The organism is Corallococcus sp. CA054B (assembly GCF_003611625.1).
GTDB classification, from domain to species: domain Bacteria; phylum Myxococcota; class Myxococcia; order Myxococcales; family Myxococcaceae; genus Corallococcus; species Corallococcus coralloides.
The window spans coordinates 1-22,643 of record NZ_RAVY01000095.1 but is presented as its reverse complement, the minus strand read 5'-3'; the positions used below and the strand labels follow the sequence as shown (position 1 = coordinate 22,643).

18 protein-coding genes are annotated in these 22,643 nt (G+C 66.9%); 9 read left to right on the top strand and 9 right to left on the bottom strand.

The window, feature by feature from the left end; genetic code table 11:
* Nucleotides 1–184: 184 nt before the first annotated feature.
* The 7 genes from D7V80_RS41470 to D7V80_RS22675 are packed head-to-tail and all read right to left on the bottom strand — an operon-like array spanning nt 185 to nt 10,018.
* The gene (locus D7V80_RS41470; protein WP_147447180.1) at nt 185–4,156 is read right to left on the bottom strand and encodes an NACHT domain-containing NTPase; all 3,972 of its coding nucleotides are present in this window, start codon (nt 4,154–4,156) and stop codon (nt 185–187) included.
* Nucleotides 4,157–4,164: 8 nt separating this feature from the next.
* Nucleotides 4,165–5,175, bottom strand: coding sequence for an MlaD family protein (locus D7V80_RS22700; RefSeq protein ID WP_120590132.1), 1,011 nt, complete (start codon nt 5,173–5,175; stop codon nt 4,165–4,167).
* Nucleotides 5,168–5,911 (bottom strand): ATP-binding cassette domain-containing protein, encoded by a 744-nt coding sequence (locus tag D7V80_RS22695; protein ID WP_120590131.1) that lies wholly within the window; start codon nt 5,909–5,911, stop codon nt 5,168–5,170. Before D7V80_RS22695 ends, D7V80_RS22700 begins: the two co-directional genes overlap by 8 nt.
* Nucleotides 5,908–6,654, bottom strand: coding sequence for an ABC transporter permease (locus D7V80_RS22690; RefSeq protein ID WP_120590130.1), 747 nt, complete (start codon nt 6,652–6,654; stop codon nt 5,908–5,910). Before D7V80_RS22690 ends, D7V80_RS22695 begins: the two co-directional genes overlap by 4 nt.
* Nucleotides 6,651–7,430, bottom strand: a complete 780-nt coding sequence (locus D7V80_RS22685) for an ABC transporter permease (RefSeq protein WP_233585620.1) — start codon at nt 7,428–7,430, stop codon at nt 6,651–6,653. Before D7V80_RS22685 ends, D7V80_RS22690 begins: the two co-directional genes overlap by 4 nt.
* Before the next feature lie 19 nt (nt 7,431–7,449).
* The gene (locus tag D7V80_RS22680) at nt 7,450–8,148 is read right to left on the bottom strand and encodes an ABC transporter ATP-binding protein (protein WP_120590129.1); all 699 of its coding nucleotides are present in this window, start codon (nt 8,146–8,148) and stop codon (nt 7,450–7,452) included.
* Nucleotides 8,149–8,170: 22 nt separating this feature from the next.
* Nucleotides 8,171–10,018, bottom strand: coding sequence for a putative metal-binding motif-containing protein (locus D7V80_RS22675; protein WP_147447179.1), 1,848 nt, complete (start codon nt 10,016–10,018; stop codon nt 8,171–8,173).
* 207 nt (nt 10,019–10,225) lie between these two features.
* Between D7V80_RS22675 and D7V80_RS22670 the strand changes: the two genes are divergently transcribed.
* The 7 genes from D7V80_RS22670 to D7V80_RS22640 all read left to right on the top strand — a co-directional run bounded on the left by D7V80_RS22670 (nt 10,226) and on the right by D7V80_RS22640 (nt 18,317).
* Nucleotides 10,226–11,629, top strand: coding sequence for a TolC family protein (locus D7V80_RS22670; RefSeq protein ID WP_120590127.1), 1,404 nt, complete (start codon nt 10,226–10,228; stop codon nt 11,627–11,629).
* 5 nt (nt 11,630–11,634) lie between these two features.
* Nucleotides 11,635–12,822, top strand: coding sequence for an efflux RND transporter periplasmic adaptor subunit (locus D7V80_RS22665; RefSeq protein WP_120590126.1), 1,188 nt, complete (start codon nt 11,635–11,637; stop codon nt 12,820–12,822).
* Nucleotides 12,819–15,935, top strand: coding sequence for an efflux RND transporter permease subunit (locus D7V80_RS22660; RefSeq protein WP_120590125.1), 3,117 nt, complete (start codon nt 12,819–12,821; stop codon nt 15,933–15,935). The genes D7V80_RS22665 and D7V80_RS22660 overlap by 4 nt, the downstream gene beginning before the upstream one ends.
* Nucleotides 15,936–15,992: 57 nt before the next feature.
* Nucleotides 15,993–16,511, top strand: a complete 519-nt coding sequence (locus D7V80_RS22655) for a hypothetical protein (protein WP_120590124.1) — start codon at nt 15,993–15,995, stop codon at nt 16,509–16,511.
* 134 nt (nt 16,512–16,645) lie between these two features.
* Nucleotides 16,646–17,104 carry a DUF2267 domain-containing protein gene (locus D7V80_RS22650; protein ID WP_120590123.1) on the top strand — a complete coding sequence of 153 codons (459 nt, stop codon included), beginning with the start codon at nt 16,646–16,648 and terminating at the stop codon, nt 17,102–17,104.
* Nucleotides 17,105–17,191: 87 nt separating this feature from the next.
* Nucleotides 17,192–17,824, top strand: coding sequence for a hypothetical protein (locus D7V80_RS22645; protein ID WP_120590122.1), 633 nt, complete (start codon nt 17,192–17,194; stop codon nt 17,822–17,824).
* 10 nt (nt 17,825–17,834) lie between these two features.
* Nucleotides 17,835–18,317: an SMI1/KNR4 family protein gene (locus D7V80_RS22640; protein WP_199738800.1), complete on the top strand. Its 483-nt coding sequence runs from the start codon at nt 17,835–17,837 to the stop codon at nt 18,315–18,317.
* A 16-nt stretch (nt 18,318–18,333) separates the two neighbouring features.
* Here the strand turns inward: D7V80_RS22640 and D7V80_RS22635 are convergent, their stop codons facing one another.
* Both D7V80_RS22635 and D7V80_RS22630 read right to left on the bottom strand, forming a co-directional pair.
* Entirely contained in the window at nt 18,334–19,155 is an 822-nt protein-coding gene (locus D7V80_RS22635; protein ID WP_199738799.1) for an SDR family oxidoreductase, read from the bottom strand.
* Complete coding sequence (locus D7V80_RS22630) at nt 19,148–20,695, bottom strand: NAD(P)/FAD-dependent oxidoreductase (protein WP_120590121.1); 1,548 nt, start codon at nt 20,693–20,695, stop codon at nt 19,148–19,150. The genes D7V80_RS22635 and D7V80_RS22630 overlap by 8 nt, the downstream gene beginning before the upstream one ends.
* Nucleotides 20,696–20,797: 102 nt before the next feature.
* On the opposite strand from D7V80_RS22630, the gene D7V80_RS22625 reads away from it, so the two are divergent.
* Nucleotides 20,798–21,394: a TetR/AcrR family transcriptional regulator gene (locus tag D7V80_RS22625; RefSeq protein WP_158616678.1), complete on the top strand. Its 597-nt coding sequence runs from the start codon at nt 20,798–20,800 to the stop codon at nt 21,392–21,394.
* Between the two features lie 164 nt (nt 21,395–21,558).
* The gene (locus D7V80_RS22620) at nt 21,559–22,428 is read left to right on the top strand and encodes a serine aminopeptidase domain-containing protein (protein WP_120590119.1); all 870 of its coding nucleotides are present in this window, start codon (nt 21,559–21,561) and stop codon (nt 22,426–22,428) included.
* Nucleotides 22,429–22,643: the final 215 nt, after the last annotated feature.

Below are 22,643 nucleotides of genomic sequence, written 5' to 3'. Positions count from 1 at the left end.
GGCTATTCGTGGACCCTGAATTCGCTCGTGCCCCAGGACGAGACGCCCGCGTCGGCACCCGCTCCCGTTCCGGCACCCGCAGACGAAGTGCCGGTTCCAACCGAGCATTAAACGAAATCGCTCACCGCTCCCGAACTCGACGTGCCGCAAATTCTTTTGCGCAGAGCGGCTTGGCGACGCCCCGTCAGGCAGCGTCAATACTTGGGTTTGAAATTGGCGCCAGTGATTTCTCGCGCCACTTACGCAGAAGCAAATCCCAAAGAAACCAAGTGTTGCCGTCTCGTCCCGAGATTGAAAATATACTCCCGATAAGGTCAGCGGAATCTGGAGCATGGGCGGAGCCCCTTAGATCTAGGGCCAACGTGACCTCTAGCCCGAAGCGGTGGTTGTCTTCGCAAAGGTCCAGAATCAGCCGTCGTTGCCGGACTGCCTCCTCTTTCCCTCCAGAAGGATGAAGAACAGACAGCGTGAGTGCCGCGCATCGAATTTGCACTTCTTCTGAGATGTCGTGATAGATATTTCTAAGGCAATCTATTTCGCCAATGTACTCCAAGACGATCTGTGTGCAGGCGAGCTCAAGATTGCTCATGCCGGCACCCAATCCCCCCGGCTGATAAGACATCACATTTCGCGTCATGCCGTATTGATATGCAACCATTGACGCAATTGGGACAAGGAATGGCGATTCACTGGGCAGCGAAAGGCGAAACGGCGTGACGCTTGGGTCTCTTATAAAGTAGTTTATAGGCGTGGGTGAGGACTTTCGTAACTGTGCGAGCAATGTCGATCTGATCTTGGCGCCCGCATTGTCGAACGTGTTAAAGATTCGCCCCCATATATGGGGATGACGGAGCAGAGTCGATGCATCCTTGGTCCAGGCTGATTCAAGGGCCGAGATGATGTCGGGATGATTGATTTTTTCGAGTGAGTCCCCAGGATCGACCCAGTGGTTGCGCCAAATACCTATTGCAACGGTCGGATGGCTTCTCAGCAATTGAAGGAAGTCGCTTGTTGCGTTGGTCTGCCATCCGCCGTTCGGATAGGTTTCGGAGTCCCAATGGTCTTTGAACGACAGTTTCTCTGGGGCAGCGCTCAAGAGATGTGAAAATTCCGACTCCTCAAGGCCACTAAGGACCTCTAACGCTGACGCGGGCGAGGCTGCAGAATCATTCGGAGCCGGAATCCTAGAGCGCAATTCCGACGGGAGAAACTCAAAATGAGTCCATGAGTCTCCCATTAGTCCGAGCAGGCTCTTGAGGTTGGATAGGGTTTGATCGACGGCAAAGCAAACTGCAGCCCCGAGAGTTGCCCAAACCCCAGTAAGTTCGACTCCGCTCATTGCTTCTTTGATTTTCTGAAGGATGTGGCTGGGGGTTGATATTTTGAGTGGATACAGCACTGCCCAGCCATAGGCATCTATTGATTGCGATTTTTCGCCAGTCCCATCGATGGCGCCTGGAAAGAGCCTAATCATAAGGCTGACGGCAACCATCCCCTTCTCTTCTGCAATCATTGCCAATGACGATATCCACCCATGGGCCTGGTCCTCGTCAATGTGATAGAGACTCTGGAAGAAACCGAGCCCTTCCTGTGCGGCGGAGGAAGATGACAGTAGGTCGAATATCAGCCTTGTTTGCCAATCATCTGGAGCAGGGCCGGCATTGGCAAGCAACACGGCGTCCGACTCGATAGCGCTCTGAAGAGTGCTGTATTGCGAGTGAGACCATTGTTCCAGCACCGAATCGAAACAGGAGTCACCTGGGTTCATGTGTACCCATAGCAGGATTGTCGCACCGGTGGATTCGGACGCTTTCGACCGAAGCACATGTTGGGCCATTGCGTCCACAACCCAGTTTCGAGACTCGGGACCCAGAGCGGTTGTCAGCGGAGTAAGGCACTCGCTGTCGCGTAGTGAGGCAAGTGGCGCAATTCGATCTCTAAATAGATTGCGGGTGCCCTTGTTTTGCTCAAGAACACCATCCTCAATAAGCTTGGAGACAATTATCGCACCAACAGCCATTCGCTGGCTAAGTGCGCGAAGATGACCGCCGTCGCCGCCCTCATCCAGTTCCTGCAGGACAGCGATTGCGATACTCAATTCGGTTCGCCGGCCCTGTGCAACAAATGCACTAAGTATAAAATGCATCACCTCGCGCCAATGGGCGTCTCCCGTTATTGCTTTCAGCCTTTGTCTCAGCTCGTCGTTATCGGCACTGCTGTAGATATACTCGGCCGCAAAGAACTCTTGGAGTTGGCGTATATCGAAACGAACCTTAGCCCCATCATCTGGCGTGCTGATAAGCACGAGCCTTTGCACTGTGGCCTGCATAAGGGTATCAACAACAAGATCGACATTCTGAGTTTTCCAGTCTTGAACAACCTGTCGAACGAGAATGTTGAACTCTTCTCGAGAGAGGCTGGCCTGAGCTCCTGTCGCTGTTTCTGCGCGTGCATGAAGATCGAAGCCGAGCTTATTGTGGACGGCTTTCAGTAGATCGGTGTCCTGCTGCAGCAAATTTGCGAGGTTTTTATCGGGAAGGCTTCTGCTCGCCTCTCTGGTTCTAATTACCTCGTAGAATTGCCTATACATCTCCCATTTTCGTTCAGGGGGTTTGCGCCCATCTCTGACGATGACCGCCATTATGTGCGACTGGAGGGGGGTGGTCATTAGTTCCATGACCGCCTTAGATTCAATGGCGTTTCTAAGTACAGCAAATGCTGATTCAGCTTCCGCCCGTGCCCGTCCGAGCTTGACGAGTGGTTCGGCACAATCCAACGCTTGTTTTTTGTCTAGCGGAGTCAAGTCGATGGGCGAAACTCTTGGGATGCCGTCGAACTGTCCTGAGTAACCTTGCGGGCGCGAAGTGCAGATGGATAGGAGATCGCTTTCGGTTTCCGTATCTCGAATAAACTTCTTAACTTCATTGGCAATCTCGGTTTTTAGGTCGCTGGGGACCTCGTCAAGTCCATCAAAAACAACGATCCAGCTCTTTATTTTCAGCATCCGCCTTATAGTTCCGACCAGAACATCCTGCTCTATGGATTTCGCAAGGCGGCTGCGAAGATATGTGAGTATACCGATTGACTCTGTTTCTTTTCTCTCTCCGTACCACTGGGCAAAACTTTTTAGCTCAATATAAATGGGGATTCGGGCGGATGTTGGCCATATGGCTGATTTTTCTGCTTCAATCTTAATTTCTGCTGCCAGCTTTCGCGTTTCGGCAGGACTTGTTGGGGGGGTGTGCGAGAGAATCAGAGCAGCGCGATGGATTTGACATAAGTACTGGCCAATTGTGGATTTGCCGTTCCCAGGGCCCCCGCGAATTAGCCATACCGGGGATCGACTTGGATGGCTTTTCCATCTCTCCCACTCATCGGTGGACTCGTAGTCGCTTTCTGGCCTATGGCTTTGTGATGCGGCTTCAGTGAGCACCTTGAGGGCCTTGCCTCTGTATTTGTGCGCCCTTGAGAAGAACGGTAAATCGACAAATAACTTGTGGACACCCGGCCGACTGTCTACGCTTGCTCCTGCCTGCTCAAGCTTTGTGTAGCGCTGTTCTTCGATTTCATCGACCACGAGTGCTCTAAGTATTTGATCGACAGTTGCTCGTTCGTCTTGTATGGCAGCAGAAAGCTCGCTTAAGATATTTCCTGGCGTCAGGAAATGGCCATAGCGGGCAGCAACTGCTGGGTGGTTTGATAAAAATTCAATGATTTTGCTGCCTCCCCAGATATCAAAGCGATTGGCAAGCCGTGGATTTGCCTCCTTTACAAGCTGGTGGGCCCTGTCAAATGAGCCAGTTTTCGAGGCTCCTGATGGATCTATATTTGTTGCGATAATCCAGACGTCTGGCCATGCCCTCTTGCTGCCTTTTTGTGAGAATGTTTTTATTTCTTCTCTAATTCGTTCGAGCAGCCAAGCGTGATGGTCTGTTGAGAGGTTTGGTGCGTGGAACTTTGCTTGAATATACCAGCTTCCTGACCATCTGGTTGTTGGGCTTGGATACGGGGCCTCACCCCTGAAATACCCATCTCTTCCTCCATCTGGCCCGGGGCCAAACCCAGTATGGCCAGCCCCCAGGACCTTCATCGCTATTGCGTTGATGAGGTGCTCAAATGTTGAGGAGGAAAGCTGGGTGAGGATGTGTGGTGTCATGTTTTTCGTTAGTCTTTCCAGAGGATTTTCCAGGGATGCTTTCGCAGATCCGTGACTAAGGTTCGCAGCTCATTATACAGCGATGGGTCCTTGAGCAGTGCGCCTCCGGTTCCCTCGCCCGAATTTAGCTGTCCCAGAATGCGGTCCGCCTTGGTGGCGATCTGTTCTAGCTGCCCCGCTGCCGCAGTGAAGCGTTGGAGGGCCAGCTTCACCTGCTGGCCGTCCTCGGGCGTCAGTGGGCCTGTCACCGCCGCCAGTCCGTCCAGGGTCGTGCCGGCGGACTTCGTCAGGCCGGGGAGGTCCTTTCGCATCAGGGCCGCCACTGCGGAGGCATCGTCCAGGAGCCGGGCTCCCTTGCCTCCGGGCTGCATGGACTCCTTGGCCAGCTGCGCGAGCTGACGCAGGTCCTTCGACGCCGCCGACAGCTCCGTGGCCAGGACCTTCACGTCGCCTTTGTTCTCCGTCAGGACCTCGTCCAACGTCCTCGCCAATCGCGACACGTTGGCGGCGAGGCCCGTCACAGCCTCCGGGTCCTTCTCCAGCATGTCCGACAGCAACGTCACGAACTTGGTCAGCTGTTCAGACAGCAGGTCCAGGCGCGGCGCATCCACGCCCCGGAGCGCCTCTTTCTCCGGCAGCGGCGCGTCCGCGTTGCCTGGGTTCAACTCCAGATAGGGCTCACCCAGCAGGCCCACCGTTCCTACGGTTACCCGGGCGTCCTTGCGCAGGGCGCCCCTCGCCGCGGGCTCCACGGACAGGTCCATGCGGACGGGGAGGGGGAGGCCCTTCGCGTCCCTTCGGTCCGCCAGGAGGTGGATGGTGTCCACCTTGCCCACCTGGACGCCTCCCAGCTTCACCGGGGCTCCCTGCACCACGTTGCCCGTGTGCGCGAAGTCCACTTCCAGCTTCGCGCCCCGGCCCAGCGTCAGCTCTCCCATCAACCAGAGCAACACCAGCACTCCCACCAGCGTCGCGAGCACCAGCGCTCCGACCTTCAACTCCAGCCGTTGCTCATCCATCCGTCGCGCCCTCCATGAATGGCGCTGTCAGCGTCCGCAGCTCCGGGGCAGGGGACTCCAGGAAGCCCTCCGGGCTCCCCAGGTACGCATTGCGTCCCTTCGCCACCACCAGCACCCGGTCCGCGATGCCTCTCAACTGCCGGTAGTCGTGCGACACCACCAGCGCCCCCAGGCCCTGCTCCTTCAACGACGCCAACACCGCCTCCACCTGCATCGCCGCCCTCCGGTCCAATCCCGTCGTTGGCTCGTCCAACAGCAGGTAGCGCGGCTTGAGCACCAGGGCCCTCGCGATGGCCGCCCGCTTCTTCGCCCCGGGCCCCAGCTCCGGCGGCAGCCGGTCCGCCCATTCCTTCAGGCCCACCTTCTCCAGCGCCGTCTCCACGGCTTCCTCCGGAGCGTTTGGATCCGCGAGGCGCACGTTCTCTCTCAGCGTCCTCCAGTCCAGCAATGCGGGCCCCTGCACCAGATACGGCGCCCTGCGGCGGAGCGTCACCAGAGTCCTCTCCGGCTGCGTGTCCACCCGCTCCCCGAACAGCGTGACCTTGCCGGCTTGCGGCTTCAACAGGCCTACCGCCAGGCGGCACAGCACGCTCTTGCCGGAGCCGCTCGCTCCCGCGATGAACGTCAGCTCTCGCGTGGAGACCTGCGCGCTCAGGCCGTCCAGGACGCGGCGGCCCTGCTCGAAGGCGATCGCCACGTCCTCGAAGATCAGCGTGTCCGGACCGGTGTCATTCACAGGCGCACGAACTGGAACGCAAGCGACACCGTCAGGTCAATCAACAGACATCCCAGACTGGCCGCCACGACGCCTTCCGTCGTGGCCTCGCCCACCGCCTCCGCGCCGCCCCGGGCGTTCAACCCCGCCACCGCCGCCGCGAGCGGGATGTACAGCCCGCAGGCCACGACCTTCAGCCCTCCCACCAGCACGTCCCACCCATCCACGTACCTCGCGTCCATGAACGCCCGGCCGTCGATGTTCAACGCCACGCTCGCCACCAGCACCGCCGACGCCGTCGCCGCCACCGTCCCCAGCACGCCCAGGAGCGGCACCCCGACCAACCCCGCCACCACCCGGGGCGCCACGAGGTCCGCGTAGGGATCCCCCGCGGACATCTCCAGCGCCTCCACCTGCTCGTTCACGCTCATCGTGGCCAGCTCCGCGGAGTGGCTCGCGCCCGCTCGCGACGCCGTCAGCAGCGCCGACACCGCGGGGCCCAGTTCGCGCACCAGCATCTCGAAGTAGGCCGGGCCCAGCACCGCCACGTTGCCGATCAGCTTCTTCGCCTGCGCGTTGGCGATCATCACCAGCACCGCGCCGAAGAAGGCCATGCCGGACATCACCAGCCACACGCTGCGCCCGCCCAGCTCGTGCACCTGCGCCAGGGTTTCACGCCAGGGGATGCCCTCCCGCGCGCTCGCTCGCACCGTGCGCGCCAGCATCACCCCCGGCGCTCCGAAGAAGGTCAGCACGCGCTTCATGCCAGCCACCTGGACAGCACCGTCGTCAGCAGGAAGTCCAGGAGGAAGATGGCCGCGCAGCCCAGCACCACCGCGCTCGCCGCGGCCTCTCCCACGGCGCGGGCGCCTCCCTTCGCCCGGAGCCCCACCGCCGTGGACACCAGCGAGATGGCCAGCCCGAACGCTCCCGTCTTCACCACGCCCCCCAGGATGTCGGAGGGGCTCAGCATCTGCGCGAACGTCCCGAAGAACACCCGCACCGGCAGGTCCAACGTGAGCCTGGCCGCCACCGCCTCGCAGAGGATGGACACCAGGAACGTGAACATGCTCAGCGCCAGCATGCTCAGCTCCATCGCCACCACGCGGGGCGCCACCAGCAGCGCGAACGGATCCAGGCCAATGCCTCGCAGGCCTTCAATCTGTCCGCCCACCTTCAGCGTGGCCAGCTCCGCCGCGTTCCTCGCGCCAATGCGCGCGGACATGATCAGCCCCAAGAGCAGCGGGCCGAACTCCCACAGCACGCCGTAGCCCGCGGCCCATCCCAGGAAGGCCCTTGCCCCGAAGCGCTGGATGTAGAGCGCCGCCTGCACCACCACGATGACGCCCGCCAGCGCCGCCGTCGCCAAGGCCAGGGGCAGTGAGCCGTAGCCGAACTGCACCAGCCCTCGCGCCAACTCGCGCCGCTCCAGCCTGCGCAGGCCCCAGGCCGTGCGGCCCGCGACCAGGGCCAGCGCTCCCACGCCGCCCACCGCCCGCATCGCCGAGCGTCCCAGCCACGCCAGGGCGGTGGTGCTCACGGGTGCTGGGACCGCGGAATCATGCGAGGGCCTCGTCCGGCGCGCTTTCGAGCTGCGGCGCCGGGGCCCCATCGTGCACCAGTCTGCCGCTTCGCAGGTACAACCAGCGGGGCAGGGGAAGATCCACCGGCGCTTCCGGCGCCGCGACCAGCAGCGTTCCCTGGCCCGCGACCTCCAGGAGCACCCGCGCCACCTGACGCGCCGTGCCGGGATCCAGGCCCGCGAACGGATCATCCGCCAGCAGCACCGCCGGCCTCGCCGCGATGGCCCTCGCGAGCCCCGCGCGCTTCTTCATGCCGCCGGACAGCCGCTCCGGCAGCGTGTCCGCCGCGTCCGCCAGCCCCACCGAGCGCAGCACCGCGTCCGTCCGCTCGCGGGCCTCGTCTTGCGGCACCCGGCGGCGGAGCAGCGGCTGCATCACGTTCTGCCGCACCGTCAGCGAGTCGAAGAGCGCGTCCGTCTGGAACACGAAGCCGAACGACGCCTGCTGCGCGCGCCGCTCTGGCGCCGAGAGCCCGGCGACGTCCTGACCGTCCCAGGTCACCCGTCCGGAGGAGGGGCGCAGGAGGCCCGCGAAGGCCTTCAGGAGCGTCGTCTTGCCCGACCCCGAACGCCCCAGCACCAGCGCCTGCGTGCCGGGCGGGACGTGGCAGTCCGTGGGCTCCAGCACGGTGCGGGTGCCGTAGCGGAGGGTCAGGGCTTCGGCGCGCAGGTCCATGGGGGCGGGAGATGGCTCCTCTTCAGGGCCGCCAGTAGATGACGGTTCCATGGTCGCCCACGACTCCGATGTTCGTGGGGGAGGTCGAATCCAGGGACCGGAGCGCGTTCGTGCCAGGGTGGGCGGAGAGCCAGGTGCTTCCATCGAAGAAGAAGACGCCTCCCTGCCCGGCGGCCACGTAGACCTTGCCCTGCGCCAGGCCCTGAACGTCCAGGGCGTTGAGCCGGGTTCCCAGGAAGCTGGCCTGGGGCAATTGGCTCCACGCCCCGCGATATCCCTGGAGCACCAGCCCATCATCTCCCGCCACGAATGCAAGGCGGCTGTTCACGACGTCCACTCCGCGCAGAGAGCCCTCGATGGGAGGGTTGAACGAATCCTCCTGCCAGGCGCTTCCATCTGAATTGGAGCGGAAGACCCGGATCGTCGACTGGTTTCCAACGGTGACAAAGCCCACGGCCATGAGCGTGTCAGGTGTCTCCAGGCCATCAATGGCTCGCAGGTTGGCCGGGACCTGGGTCACGACCGTGGGCGCATCCGGCCTGCGCCAACGCACGATGTTTCCGTTGCTCGCCACGGCGTAGAGGACGGGCTCGCTGCCTGGCTGTTCCAGCCCGACAATCCCATTGAGCATGCTGGTGTTTCCGGCCGCGACCACGGGCACGCAATCGGTGCCGATCGGGTCCGCTGGCGTGCGGGTGGTGAGCTCTCCATTCGCGCCCGCCAGGAACACCCGCCCGGTGCTGCTGGTCCACGCCGCCTTCCAATCCCCACCACACTTGAAGGACGTCAGGGTGGTGGAGGTGGCGTAGGCAAGCTTGTTCTTGCTCGCGAACCAGGCCCCCTGGGCCCCAGGCAGGGTGATGGCGTTCCAGGGGACATCCCCATCGACCTGCTGGTTCTCACGCCAGTTGAGCGTGGCGCAGGTGGCGCCCTCGTCCACGCCGCCCGCGCAGTTGTTGTCCAGCCGGTCGCAGACCTCCGGAAGCCCGTTCGCCACATGGACGGTGCTTTCGTCACAGTCGGTGGACACCGCGCTCGTGCCCGCGGGAACCGGTCCGCACGTCCGGCCCGCCTCCGCGCCCGCCTTTCCGTCGCCGTCCTCGTCCACGTAGTAAGCCGTGGGCGTGACGGTGCTGTTGCAGACGACGCCTCCATTGCCGCAGACGTTCGCGCCGGGGCACTGGGAGTCGTTGAAGCAGTCGCCGCCCACGTCGAACGACTCGTCCTTCACGTCATCGCAGTTGTCGTCCCGGCCATCACACCGGAACTCCGCCTGATCCGGATGGACGCTCGGGTCGCGGTCGTCGCAGTCCCCGGTCCGGGACGCGGTCAGCGCGGGCCCCTCGCAGGCCGTCACCCGTGGGGGCAACAGGCGGTTGCCGTAGTTGTCGCCGTCCAGGTCCTCGTACCAGGACGCGGGGCCCTTGCGGTCCGGATCGCGGTCGTCGCAGTCCGTGCCGTTGTCCTCTTTGCGCACGAAGCCGTCGCCGTCCGCGTCCATGGCGCCCAGCAGCAGGTCCACCGGCGTGATGCCGTCCTTCGCGAGGCTCGCGGTGGCCTCCGCGGTCGCCACCCGGGCGCCTTCGCAGGACTGCTCGTGCGCCAGGGCCAGGAGCTTCACGTCGTTGCTCCAGCCTGCCTGCCGGAACACCGCCACGGACAGCGTGCCCGGAGGCGCACCGGCGGACACGTTCACGTTCGTCGTGACCTGCCGGGAAACCTCTGCCTGATCCGTGACCGTCAGCGTCACGCACCCCGGCCGAAATCCTTCGTAATGAAGCTGGACCTTCAGAGCGGCGGACTTGAGCTCATCGCCCTTGGAGCACCCCGCGAGGACGCTCGCGAGTACAGCGACCAGGAATAAACGCATGGGACACGCATTCTGGGGCGCGCCCACGCCCGGAGTAGGGCGATGTCGCAACCCGTCGGCAATTCAACCCGAGAGTCTTCTTCCCGACCCTTAGTCCGCTGTGCGAGGCATCGTCCAGACACGCTCCGCTCATCCCCCCCGGGATGACGGCTTCCGTGTATAGGGGCCGCTGACCTTTCAACATTGGCCCGTTCCACCGCACGCCTTATGCCTACCGTCCGCCGTGCCCTCTTCGCCGCGCCCCTGGGTGCCTGCCTCTGCGCGCTGGCCCCGGACGCCTCCGCCCAGACGCCGCCTCCCACCTCCGGGGCGCCCGCCGCCGCCGAGGCTCCCGCCAGCGCCTTCCCCAAGCCGCCGAAGCCGGACGCCGGGGCCGCGCCGCTGACCCTGGAGCGCGCCGTGGAGCTGGCCTCGCAGAAGAACGAGGCCGTGCTCGCCGCGGGGCAGTCCGCAGAGGCCGCACAGGCCCGCGTCGCCCGCGCCCGCGCCTTCTTCCTGCCCACCATCACGGCCGCTGGCACCTACACGCGGCGCCTGCGTGAGTCCACGCGCGAGGTCGGCGGACAGACCGTCGTGCTCCAAAAGTTCAACGCGCTGGGCGCGGTCTTCTCCGGCCGGATGGCCCTCTTCGACGCGCGCGGCTTCCCGCTCTACAAGGCCGCGAAGCTGGAGAGCGAGGCCTCCAAGCTGGACGCCGTGGAGACGCGCCGCCAGGTGGCCTTCAGCGCCGCCAACGCCTTCCTCGTCACCCTGGCCAACCAGCAGGTGTACCAGGCCGCCGAGCAGCGCCTGGCCTACGCGAAGCAGAGCCTGGCGGACGCGCAGGCCCGCGCCAGCTCCGGGCTCGCCAGCACCAACGACGTCACGCGCGCGGAGCTGGAGCTGGCCACCGCCGAGTCCAACCTCGCCGCCGCCCTGGGCAGCGCGGAGACGAGCCGCCTGGAGCTGGGCTACCTGCTCGTGGAGCCGGTGCAGGGGGAGCTTTCGCCGCCGGAGCCGCTGCTCGCGGACGCCATCCAGCCCACGCCGCCCCTGGAGCTGCTCACGCAGGGGGCCACGGACCGGCGGCCGGACATCCTCTCCGCGCGCCTGCGCGTGCGCTCGCTGCGGGAGAGCGCGAAGGAGCCCCTGGCGCGCCTGCTGCCGTCGCTGGGCGCGAGCGCGCAGTACCGCCTCACCAACGAGGCGGGCCTCAACGGCAACGTCGGGGATGGCTTCCTCGCCCTGGACCTCACCTGGACGCTCTTCGACGGCGGCACCCGCTACGCCGAGCGTGACGAGCGCGTGGCCAACGCCAACGTCGCGGAGCTGAACACCCAGGCCGCGACGCGCCGCGTGCCGGTGGACATCGAGCAGGCGAGGGTGAACCTGGAGACGGCGCGGGCCGCGCTGGCGCAGAGCGAGCAGGCGGCGAAGGCGGCGCGGAAGAACGCCGCGGAAACAGGCATCCTCTACCGCCAGGGCCTGTCCACCGCGCTCACCGTGGCGGACGCGTCGCTCAGCCTCTTCGAGGCGGAGGTGGCGCTCGCCCAGAACCGCTATGGGCTGGGCGTGGCGCTGTTGGGCCTGCGGGCCGCTGTCGGACTGAATCCACTGGGGAAGGAACCGTGAAGGCAATGCAACGCACTGGAGTGCTGGCCCTGTCGCTGGCCGTGCTGGCCCTGGCCCCTGGATGCAAGAAGGAAGCGACCGCGCAAGGCGGCAAGGGCGCGGGCCGGGGTCCCACCCAGTTCCCCGTGGAGGTCGCGCCCGTGGAGGCGCGTGACGTGGAGTACGCGGTCAGCGCCGTGGGCGCCGTGGAGGCCTTCGAGAGCGTGCAGATCACCGCGCGCGTGCCGGGCGCCCTGGAAAAAGTGTCCTTCGCGGAAGGCCAGTCGGTGAAGAAGGGCGACACGCTCGCGGAGATCGAACCCGCGCGCTACGCCATCGCCGTGCGCGCCGCGGAGGCCGCGCTGCAGAAGGCCCAGGCCTCGCTGGTGGAGGCCAAGGCCGGGGCCCAGCGCCGCGCGGAGGTCAACGCGCAGAGCCCGGGCCTGCTGCCCGCCGAACAGTTGGAGACGTACCAGGCCCGCGCCGCCACCGCCCAGGCGGACGTGGCGGCCGCGAAGGCGGCGTTGGACCAGGCGCAGCTCAACCAGCGCGACGCCTACGTGCGCGCTCCCATGGACGGCATCCTCCAGACGCGCACGGTGCAGACGGGCCAGTACGTGCAGCCGGGCGTGGTGCTGGCCACGCTCTTGCGCCGGGAGCCGCTGCTCCTGCGCTTCAACGTGCCCGCGGCGGACGTGACGCGGATCACTCCGGGGATGCCCGCGCGCTTCACGGTGCGCTCGGACGGCGGCGCGTATGAGGCGAAGATCACCTACGTGTCCGCGAGCGCGGACGCGCAGAGCCGCATGGTGGCGGTGACCGCGGAGGTGACGGGCGAGGCCGCGCAGAAGCTGCGCCCGGGCGCCTTCGCCACGGTGAGCGTGCCGGTGGGGTCGCGCGGGGACAGCCCGGTGATTCCGCAGACGGCCATCCGCCCCAGCGAGCGCGGCTTCCTGGCGTTCGTGGTGACGGACAACAAGGCGCGCGAGCGCATCCTGGAGCTGGGCCTGCGCACGCCGGACGGGCGGGTGGAGGTGAAGGAAGGCCTCAAGCCCGGTGAGACGCTGGTGGTGCGCGGCGCGGAGGCCCTGCGCGACGGCGTGGCCGTGCGCGTGGAAGAGGCGCGCCCGAAGCCGAAGGTGGGCGGTGAGCAGCCCCCGGCCGAGGCCCGCGGCGACACCCACCCGAACGCGGGCGCGGAGGGCCGTCCATGAGCATCACCGACGTCTGCATCAAGAAGCCGGTGTTCGCCTGGATGATCATGGCGGCGACCATCATCTTCGGACTGGTGGCGGCCCAGCGCATCGGCATCAGCCAGTTCCCGGACGTCGACTTCCCCACCATCAACATCTCCGTGTCGTGGGAGGGCGCCAACCCGGAGGCGGTGGAGTCGGACGTCGTCGAGTTCATCGAAGAGGCCGTCACGCAGGTGGAGGGCGTCAAGAGCATCACGTCCTCCGCGCGCCAGGGCAGCGCCAACATCACGGTGGAGCTGGACCTGTCGCGCAACGTGGACCTGGCGCTGCAGGACGTGCAGACCAAGGTGAGCCAGGCCCAGCGCCGGCTGCCGCTGGACATCGATCCGCCCGTCGTCTCCAAGTCCAACCCGGAGGACCAGCCCATCATGTGGCTGGGCGTGGCCGGGCCCTTCTCCCAGCAGGTGGTGAGCGACTTCGCCCGCTACCGCGTGAAGGAGCGCCTGCAGACGGTGCCCGGCGTGGGCGAGGTCATCCTGGGCGGCCTCTTGGAGCGCAACGTGCGCATCTGGGTGGACGCGCAGAAGCTGGACGCGCACGCGCTCACCGTGACGGACGTCATCGCCGCGCTCCAGCGCGAGCACGTGGAGCTGCCCGCCGGCCGCATCGAGACGCAAGGCCGCGAGGTCAACGTGCGCTTCATGGGCGAGGCGCTGGACCTGGAGACCCTGGCGAACGTGGCGGTGCGCGAGGAGAACGGGCGCACGGTGTACCTGCACGACGTGGCCATCGTGGAGGACGGCTTCGAGGACGAGCGGCGCCTGGCGCGCGTGAACGGCGAGCCCGCCCAGGCCATGGGCATCAAGAAGCAGCGCGGCGCGAACGCGGTGGCGGTGGCCCAGGCGGTGCGCGAGCAACTGGCGCAGCTCCAGAAGGAGCTGCCGGAGGGCATGAGCGCGAGCATCAACTTCGACTCGACGCAGTTCATCGAGGAGAGCGTGCACGAGATCGAGTTCGAGCTGCTGCTCGCGTGCATCCTCACAGCGTTCGTGTGCTGGGTGTTCCTGGGGTCGCTCTCCAGCACGCTCAACGTGGTGCTCGCCATTCCCATGTCGCTGTTGGGGACGGTGGCGGTCATCTACTTCCTGGGCTTCACGCTCAACACCTTCACGCTGCTGGGATTGGCGTTGGCGGTGGGCATCGTGGTGGATGACGCCATCATGGTGCTGGAGAACATCTTCCGGCACGCGGAGGAGGGGAAGGACCGGGTGAGCGCCGCGCGTGAAGGCACGGCGGAGATCACCTTCGCGGCCCTGGCGGCGACGCTGGCGGTGGTGGCCATCTTCCTGCCGGTCGTCTTCATGAAGGGCATCATCGGCCGGTTCTTCCTCCAGTTCGGCGTCACGCTGTGCGTGGCGGTGCTCCTGTCCTACGTGGAGGCCATCACCCTGGCGCCCGCGCGCTGCGCGCAGCTGCTCAAGACGTCTCGCGAGCACCGCAGCCGCGTTGGCGTGGTGGTGGACAAGGCCTTCTCCAAGCTGGAGGCGCTGTACGCGCGGGTGCTGGGCTGGGGGCTGGTGCGGCCCTGGCGCGTGCTGCTGGCCGCGGCGGCCATGCTCATCCTGAGCGCGTTCGCGTTCAAGGCGCTGCCGGGCGAGTTCGTTCCGTCGCAGGACCAGGGCCGCATGTCCGTGCGCCTGCAGACGGCGGTGGGCAGCAGCCTGGCGGAGACCAACCGCCTCTTCAAGCGCGCGGAGGAGTTCGTCGCCAGCCGTCCGGAGGTGACGCGCGTGTTCGTGGTGGTGGGCGGCGGCGGCAGCGGGTCCGCCGTGAACGCCGGCAACATGAACCTGACGCTGGTGCCGACGGATCAGCGCATGTCGCAGGCGGAGTTCGCGCAGGTGCTGCGCAAGGAGCTGAACAGCTACCCGGGCCTGCGCGCGGTGGTGCAGGACCTGTCCCAGGCGGGCTTCACCGCGCAGCGGGGCTTCCCGGTGGAGTTCAGCGTGCGCGGGTCGGACTGGGACAAGCTGGTGGAGGCGAGCCAGTCCTTGCGCGAGGAGCTCCAGGCGTCCGGCAAGGTGGTGGACCTGGACACGGACTACCAGCTGGGCCAGCCGGAGCTGCGCATCACCCCGGACCGCGCCCGCGCGGCGGACCTGGGCGTGCCCATCCAGGCGGTGGCGTCCACGGTGAACGCGCTGGTGGGTGGCGTGCGTGTGGGCAAGTACAGCAGCGGCGGGCGGCGCATCGACGTGCGCATGCGGCTGCTCGCGAGCCAGCGCTCGCGGCCGGAGGACCTGTCGCTCTTGAAGGTCCGCACGGCGAACAACATGCTGGTGCCGCTGTCGTCGCTGGTGACGCAGGAAGAGCTGCCCGCGCTCCAGGCCATCACCCGCCGCGACCGTGAGCGCGCCATCAGCATCTACGCCAACGTGGCGCCGGGGTCCAACCAGGAGGAGGCGCTGGCCACGGTGGAGTCCCTGGGCAAGAACCTGCCCGGCGGCATCCGCGTGGTGGCGGGCGGCGCGAGCGTGGCCTTCCGCGACTCGATGAGCAGCCTCATCTTCGCGCTCTTCCTGGGCATCGCCGTCGCGTACATGGTGCTGGGCGCGCAGTTCAATTCGTTCCTGCACCCGGTGACGGTGCTCACCATCCTGCCGCTGTCGGTGGCGGGCGCGTCGTTCGCGCTGCTCGTCACGGGGCACACGCTGAACATCTTCAGCATGATCGGCCTGCTGCTCTTGATGGGCATCGTGAAGAAGAACTCCATCATCCTGGTGGACTACGCGCTCCAGCAGCGCGAGCAGGGCGCGGACGCGATGCAGGCCATGCTGCGCGCGGGACCGGTGCGCCTGCGGCCCATCCTGATGACGTCCATGGCGACGATGATGGCCGCGGTGCCGGCGGCGCTGGCGCTGGGCGCGGGCAGCGAGACGCGCGCTCCCATGTCCGTCGCGGTGCTGGGCGGCCTCTCCGTGTCCACCGTCTTGAGCCTGCTCGTGGTGCCCGCGTTCTACGTCGTCGCGGACCGCATCAAGACGCGGCTGGGCAACCGGTTCAGCAAGGGGAAGGGCGGGGACGACTCACCCTCCGTCCACGACGAGCCCCGGCCGGTGCCGCACGGGTAGGGCGCTGGTCAGGTTCCTGGAGACATCGCGTCCTTCCGCGCCACTCGGGAGGACGCCATGGGCGACCCACGCAATCCAAAGCGGGCGGAGGAGGCCTGGAACGCGGAACGCCTTCGCATTTCGGAGGTGGAGCTGCGGGCCCTGGCGCCGCTCGTCACCTTCTCCGGCGGCTGGGCCTGGCACTTCATGGCCCCGCCGCACGAAGAGCTGAAGATCGATCACGACCACAAGGACGTGGACCTCTTCGTCGCGCCGGAGCGCTTCGCGGAGCTGATTCCGCTGCTGACCGCCCGGGGCTTCGCGCGCATCTGGACGCGCTTCGACGCGACGTCCACGAACTTCTACCGGTACGCGAAGTACCTGGAGGGTGCGAAGGTCATCCTGGACGTGTTCGTCCGCGACGTTCCGTCCGTCCAGGTGGGCGACATGCGCGTGGTGGAGCCCGCCACGCTGCTGACGTTCTACGGCGACATCCACAGCACGGATGACTGCGTGTCCGTGCTCGCGGCCCGCAAGCTGCTGGCGCGGGGCATCAGTCCCGTTGGACGGAAGGAGCTGGTCACCCGGCCCCGCTGAGGAGCTGCCTTCAGCGGTGGCCCGCCCGCCCGCGCGCCCCTGGCGCTGGTGGACGATGCAGGCCCCCTGGCACGTGCGCAGCGTCTTCGGGACCACGGCCCCGCCTGGGGCCCTGAACCTTCGGAGACGCTGCCATGGCCACGCCTGTTCCTCCCGACACCCACGCCGTGCCCGTCAAGGAGCGCGACGAGTCGCTCGAGCTCCAGCCGTTCCTGGACGAAATCCAGGGGGACGCCGTCATGCACAGCCAGGGCCTGGAGGCCCGGGAGGCCGCGAGCGCGGTGTTCTGCTCGCTCGCCCGGCGGCTGTCGGATGGCGAGGACGTGAAGCTCTTCCGCGCGCTGCCCGGCGGCATCGGCGCCATCCTGGGGGCCTGCGCGGTGCACCGGGGACCTTCACGCGCCAAGCGCATTGGCCGCGATGAGTTCATCACCGACGTGGCGGATCACCTGAACATCAAGCCCGACCAGGCCTTCCGCGTCGTCACCGCGGTGTTCACCGCCGTGCGCGACCGCATCCCCGAGGAGGAGGTCGCCGCCGTGGCGTCGCAGCTGCCCGCGGACCTGGGCGACCTGTTCCGCAGACCTGTCTGACTGTCGGACAGGTTTCAGGAACTCAACCGGGCATCACTCCTCCGCAGAGGTTAACTTCCAGCGCCCGCCGTGCTGACATGATGCGCGATGCCAGCCTCGCAATCCTTCTCGCGCACCGCGTGCGCGGTCGCGCTCCTCGCCGGGTGCGGCTCTGCCACCGTCGGCGGGGGAGGCAGCCCGGCACGGGCGAAGTGGGTCAGCCCCATCGTCAGCACTCCGGACGGTGGGCAGCTCCGCACGACCATCTACTACGGGCCCTGGCAGTGCAGCGCCGAGTTCCTCTCCCGCTGCCAGTCGAAGTGCGCGGCGCAGGGCTACGCACTCATGGGCTGCATGTGGCTGGCCGATATCAAGGGCGACTGGCAGGGGCGATACCTCTTCATGCCCGCGGAGGCCGGTGGCCGCCTCGCCATCACCCACTGCTGTTGCGACTATCCGGCAGCGTCCAATCTCAAGCAGTTGCGCACGCAGTGGAACAAGGCGCGTCCCGGCTTCCGTGAGGACTGGGCCCAGGAGTTCGGCGCGTGGCCAGCAGGCAAGGACCCCTGGCCCGGCCACCACATCTTCGACCTCGCGCACGGAGGCCCGGCCACGGCACCCGGCAACATCCTCCCCACGCCTCCAGACGTGCACGACCTTTTCAGCAAGGAGTACCCCGCCTGTTACGCGCCTGGCGGCAAGTGGCTCACCCCGGGCCCCGCGCGGCCCTACGTGGATTGAGGACGGCACCATGACGACGCTCATGCGGCGCCTGCTCGCTGAAGTCTCCGCTCGCCACTTCCCCAACCCTCCGGCCACCCATGCCCAGGTCGAGGCCTTCGAGGCGCGCGTAGGCTGGCAACTGGACGATGACCTGCGCGCCTTCTATCTGCACTGCGACGGCGCCACGCTGTTTGCTCCACGTGAGAAGGCGCCCAACTACCGCATTCTCCCGCTCGACGAAATTGAGCGCGCGCGCGTCAAGATGAGGCACGAGGACACGGACACTTATGGTCCCGCCTCCTGGTACACCCTGCTGTACCTCCAGGACGGGGACTACATCCTCGCGGACGTCGCGCGGCAGGTGGACGGGCGATACCCTCTCCTCGACGCCTTCCACGAGACGTTCCCGGATCCGGCGGAGACCCGGCAGATTGCCGCGTCGTTCAGCGAGTTCCTGGAGAGGGCGCTGGCCAGCGGCAATGACTTCTTCTGGCTGGACGCGGACGGATAGCCAGTGCCGCACGAATTCAGGAGCGCAGCCGCGAGCCGAGCAGCTTCCAGTACGTCACGGGGAAGAGGCGGGCGAGCATCGCCAGCGCCACGGCGTCCTTGCCCACGAGGATGCGCGGCTCGCGCGCTTCGACGCCTCGGACGATGATGTCGCCCGCGGCCTCCGCCGGGAGCCGCAACATCTTCTGGAACGACTTGCGGCGGCGGGTGACCTCCTCGGCCGTCGCCCCGGTGGGGGCCCGGGCGCTCGCGGCGATGGCCGTCGCGACGCCGCCCGGGTGCACCACGGTGACGCCCACGGTGGTGCCCTCCAGCTCGTGGCGCAGCCCCTCCGAGAAGCCGCGGACGGCGAACTTGCTCGCCGCGTAGGCCACCTGTCCCGGCGGCGCCACCAGGCCGAAGACGCTGGAGAGGTTCACCAGCCGCGCGTCGTCGCTCTGGCGCAGCAGGGGCAGGAAGGCGCGGCTCAGGCGCACCACGCCCCAGAAGTTGATGCCGAACAGCCACTCGAAGTCGTCGTTGCTCACCTGCTCGAACGAACCTCCGAGCGCGACGCCCGCGTTGTTGAAGAGCAGGTCGACCCCGGGGTGCTCCGCCGTCACCTTCGCCGGGAAGGCCTCCACGGCCTCCTTGTCGGACACGTCCAGCCGGTGGCGGCTGATGCGCAGCTCCGGCGCCTTCGCGAGGTCCGCTGTCTCCGCGAGCCCGGCCTCGTTCACGTCCGCGAGCGCGAGGTGACAGCCCTTGCGTGCCAGGCAGACCGCGATGGCGCGGCCGATGCCGCTCGCCGCGCCCGTGACGACCGCCGTCCTGCCTTGAAGCCGCATGCGCTCAGCCACGGGCCACCTCCGTGTTGGGACGGGTGCCCACGTCTGGAAGCAGCGCCTGTCCCGAGGCGGCGCTCCCGGACCGCTTGAACTCCATGGCTTCGTCGTCCACGCGGCCGTAGCGCATCATCACCAGGTCGCGGACGTAGTTCTGGTACAGGCGCCACGGGGCGCGCGTGCCCTGGCGGGGCAGGGAGTCCAGCGCGCGCTGCACGTAGCCGGAGCGGAAGTCGAGCACGGGCTCCGGCGTCATGGCCGGGCCCGTCACGCGGGGCACGGATTGCGTGTAGCCGTGCCGCTTCATGTGGTTGAGCAGGCGGCAGGTGTACTCGGCCACCAGGTCGCACTTCAGGGTCCACGACGCGTTGGTGTACCCGAAGGCCGCGACGAGGTTGGGCACGTCGCTGAACATCATCCCCTTGTACGCGAGCGTCCTCGCCAGCTGGACGGGCTCGCCGTCCACGGACAGCGACACGCCGCTGAGGATCTTCACGTTCAGCCCCGTGGCGGTGACGATGATGTCCGCGTCCACGTGCGCGCCCGAGCGCAACTGGAGGCCCGTCTCGGTGAAGGACTCGATGTGGTCCGTCACCATGGAGGCGCGCCCCTCGCGGATGGCTCGGAAGAGGTCTCCGTCGGGAGCGACGCACAGCCGCTCGTCCCACGGGTTGTAGCGAGGCGCGAAGTGCGTATCGACGTCGTATGTCTTGCCGAGCGCCTTCCGTACACCCAAGCGCAGGAGCCACTTGAACAGGCCCGGCCGGCTGCGCGCGAAACCGTAGAGGAGCATGCCGCGCAGGACGTTCTTCCAGCGCGCGACCGCGTAGGCCGCGCGCCGGGGGAGGACGTACCTCAACGCCCGGGCGACGCCGTCCTCGGCCGGTTGATCCGCGATGTACGTGGGCGAGCGCTGCAACATCGTGACGTGCGCGGCGCGGTCGGCCATGGCGGGGACCAGCGTCACCGCCGTCGCTCCGCTGCCGATGACGACCACTCGCTTGCCGCCGTAGTCCAGGTCCTCGGGCCAGTGCTGCGGATGCACGACGCGGCCCTGGAAGCGCTCGGTGCCGGGCCACGTGGGCGTGTAGCCGCTCGCGTAGTCGTAGTAGCCGGTGCAGGCGTAGAGGAAGCCGCACGTCATGCGGAGGGGCGCGCGTTCGGGGCCCACCTCCACGTCCACGGTCCAGCGCGCGTGCTCGGAGGACCACTCGGCGCGCGTGACGCGGTGGTGGTAGCGGATCCGCTGGTCGATGCCGTACTCCGCCGCGGTCTCCTCGATGTACGCCTTGATGGAGGGCCCATCCGCGATGGCCTTTCCCCCCAGCCACGGCCGGAACCGGTAGCCCAGCGTGTACATGTCCGAGTCCGAGCGGACGCCCGGGTAGCGGAACAAATCCCACGTGCCGCCCATGGCCCCGCGCCCCTCCAGGATGGCGTAGCTCAGGGTGGGGCAGCGCTCCTGCAAATGGTACGCGGCGCCGATGCCCGACAGGCCCGCGCCGATGATCAACACATCGACGTGCGAGGACGGCTCGGCGGAGGACAGGGGCATCACGGGACTCCTCGTGGTACAGGAAGGTACCCAGCCTATGCGTCTGTTGAGCAGAGGTAGCAGTGTCATCTGGTACGGTCAAGTACCACCCCGAGGAGCCGCGTGACGTCCCCCTCCGAGCAAGCAGGTGAGTCCCCCCGGGAGCGGCTCGTCGCGGGCCTGGCGAAGGCCATCGTGGAGCTGGGCTACGCCCGGCTGACCATCGCGGACATCGTGCGGCACGCGCACGTGTCGAAGCGCACGTTCTACGAGCACTTCGAGGACAAGGACGCGTGTCTGCTGGCGCTCTACGCGGCGCAGAGCGCGCGGCTCCTGTCGGAGATTCAAGCGGCCATCCAGCACGCGCCTCCTGGGGAGATGCGGGCCAGCATTGGCGCGGCCGTGTACCTCTCCAGCCTCCAGAGCCGGCCAGGGCTCGTGCGGACGCTCCTCGTGGAGATATTGCATGTCGGTCCGAAGGGTTTCGAGCTGCGCCGCCAGGTGATGCGCAGCTTCGCGGAGCTGATGCGGCGGGAGTTCGACGCGGCGGGCACCGGGGCCACGCTGTCGCCCGCCATCGCCATGGCGCTCGTGGGCGGCATCAACGAGCTCATCCTGGAGGCCGTGGAGGAGGATCGCGTCGACCGGCTCTCGGAGCTGGCCGGCCCCGTGGCGGCGTTCGTGCGGGGCCTGCTGGAGGCACGGCCTCCCGCGAAGTGAACGGCGCTCAGTCCATGTGCTCCATGACATGGGCCGGGCTCCTGGAAGGGAAGGGCAGTGTGTCACCCATACGAGCCTTCCGCACCGGCCGCGGGGCGCGGCCTTGCCCGGTCTGGAGTCACATGTTAGCCGATAGGTTCTCTTGCGAAGCCGCTCTGGGGCCCATGGCACGCTCGACTCCGCATCGCATCACCTGCGCCGATGGCTTCGAGCTGCACGCCACGCTGCACAGCCCGGAGGGCCCTGTCCGGGGCGTGGTGCTGATGCATCCCGCCACGGCCATGCCCGCGAGTATGTACTTCGCGTTCGCCGCGCGGCTGACGGACGACGGATTCGCGGCGGTGACCTACAACTACCGGGGCGTGAACCCTTCCGGCGTGGCGAAGCGGACGCGTGCCGGGTTCCTCACCTGGGCCGACCTGGACGTGGACGCGGTGACCCGGTGGGCGGCGGAGCGAAACCCGGGGCTGCCGCTGCTGGCCGTGGGACACGGCTTCGGCGGTCAGGCCGTCGGGCTGAGCGCGAGCAGCCAGCGCCTCACCGCAGTGGCGATGGTGGTGCCCCACGCCGGGAGCCTGCGGTTCGTCCGCTCCAGGAAGGAGCGCGTGCTGGTCGCGATGTTCCTGAAGGTCATCGGGCCGCTCTGCGCGCGGATCCTCGGCTACATGCCCTACCGGAGGCTCGGCATGGGCGAAGACGTGCCCGCCCAGGTGATGCTCGACTGGAGCCGCTGGACGTCGCTGCCCCGCTTCTTCTTCGACGACCCCGGCGTGGAAGCCGCGGCCCGCTTCCGCCGGCCCTGCATTCCGGTGCTGGCCATCGGCCTGGACGACGACCCCTGGGCGCCTCCCGAATCCATCGACCTCCTCTGCGAGCACCTCACCGGCTGCGCCGTGGAGCGCCGGCAGTTCTCCCCGGAGGACAGCGCCGGCCAGGGCATCGCCCACTTCGGCTTCTTCCTTGAGCGCCATGCCGCCACGCTCTGGCCCCCGGTGATGGAGTGGCTGCGCCGCCACGCCCCGGAGCGCGGCTGATGGCCTTCAGCGCGCGGATGGCGCCGCGTCCGAAGAATCCGTCGCCACCGGTCCGTGTCAGGCACGGACCGGCGGTGCTTCGCGACCGCTAGTACGCCGACACAGGGATTCTGAATGGTTCAGGCGGCGGCCTTGTGCACTGCCGCCTGCGCCGTCAGCGGATAGGACTTGCCCAGCTTCTGGCGGGCGGAGTCGACGCCGAAGCGCCAGTGGAT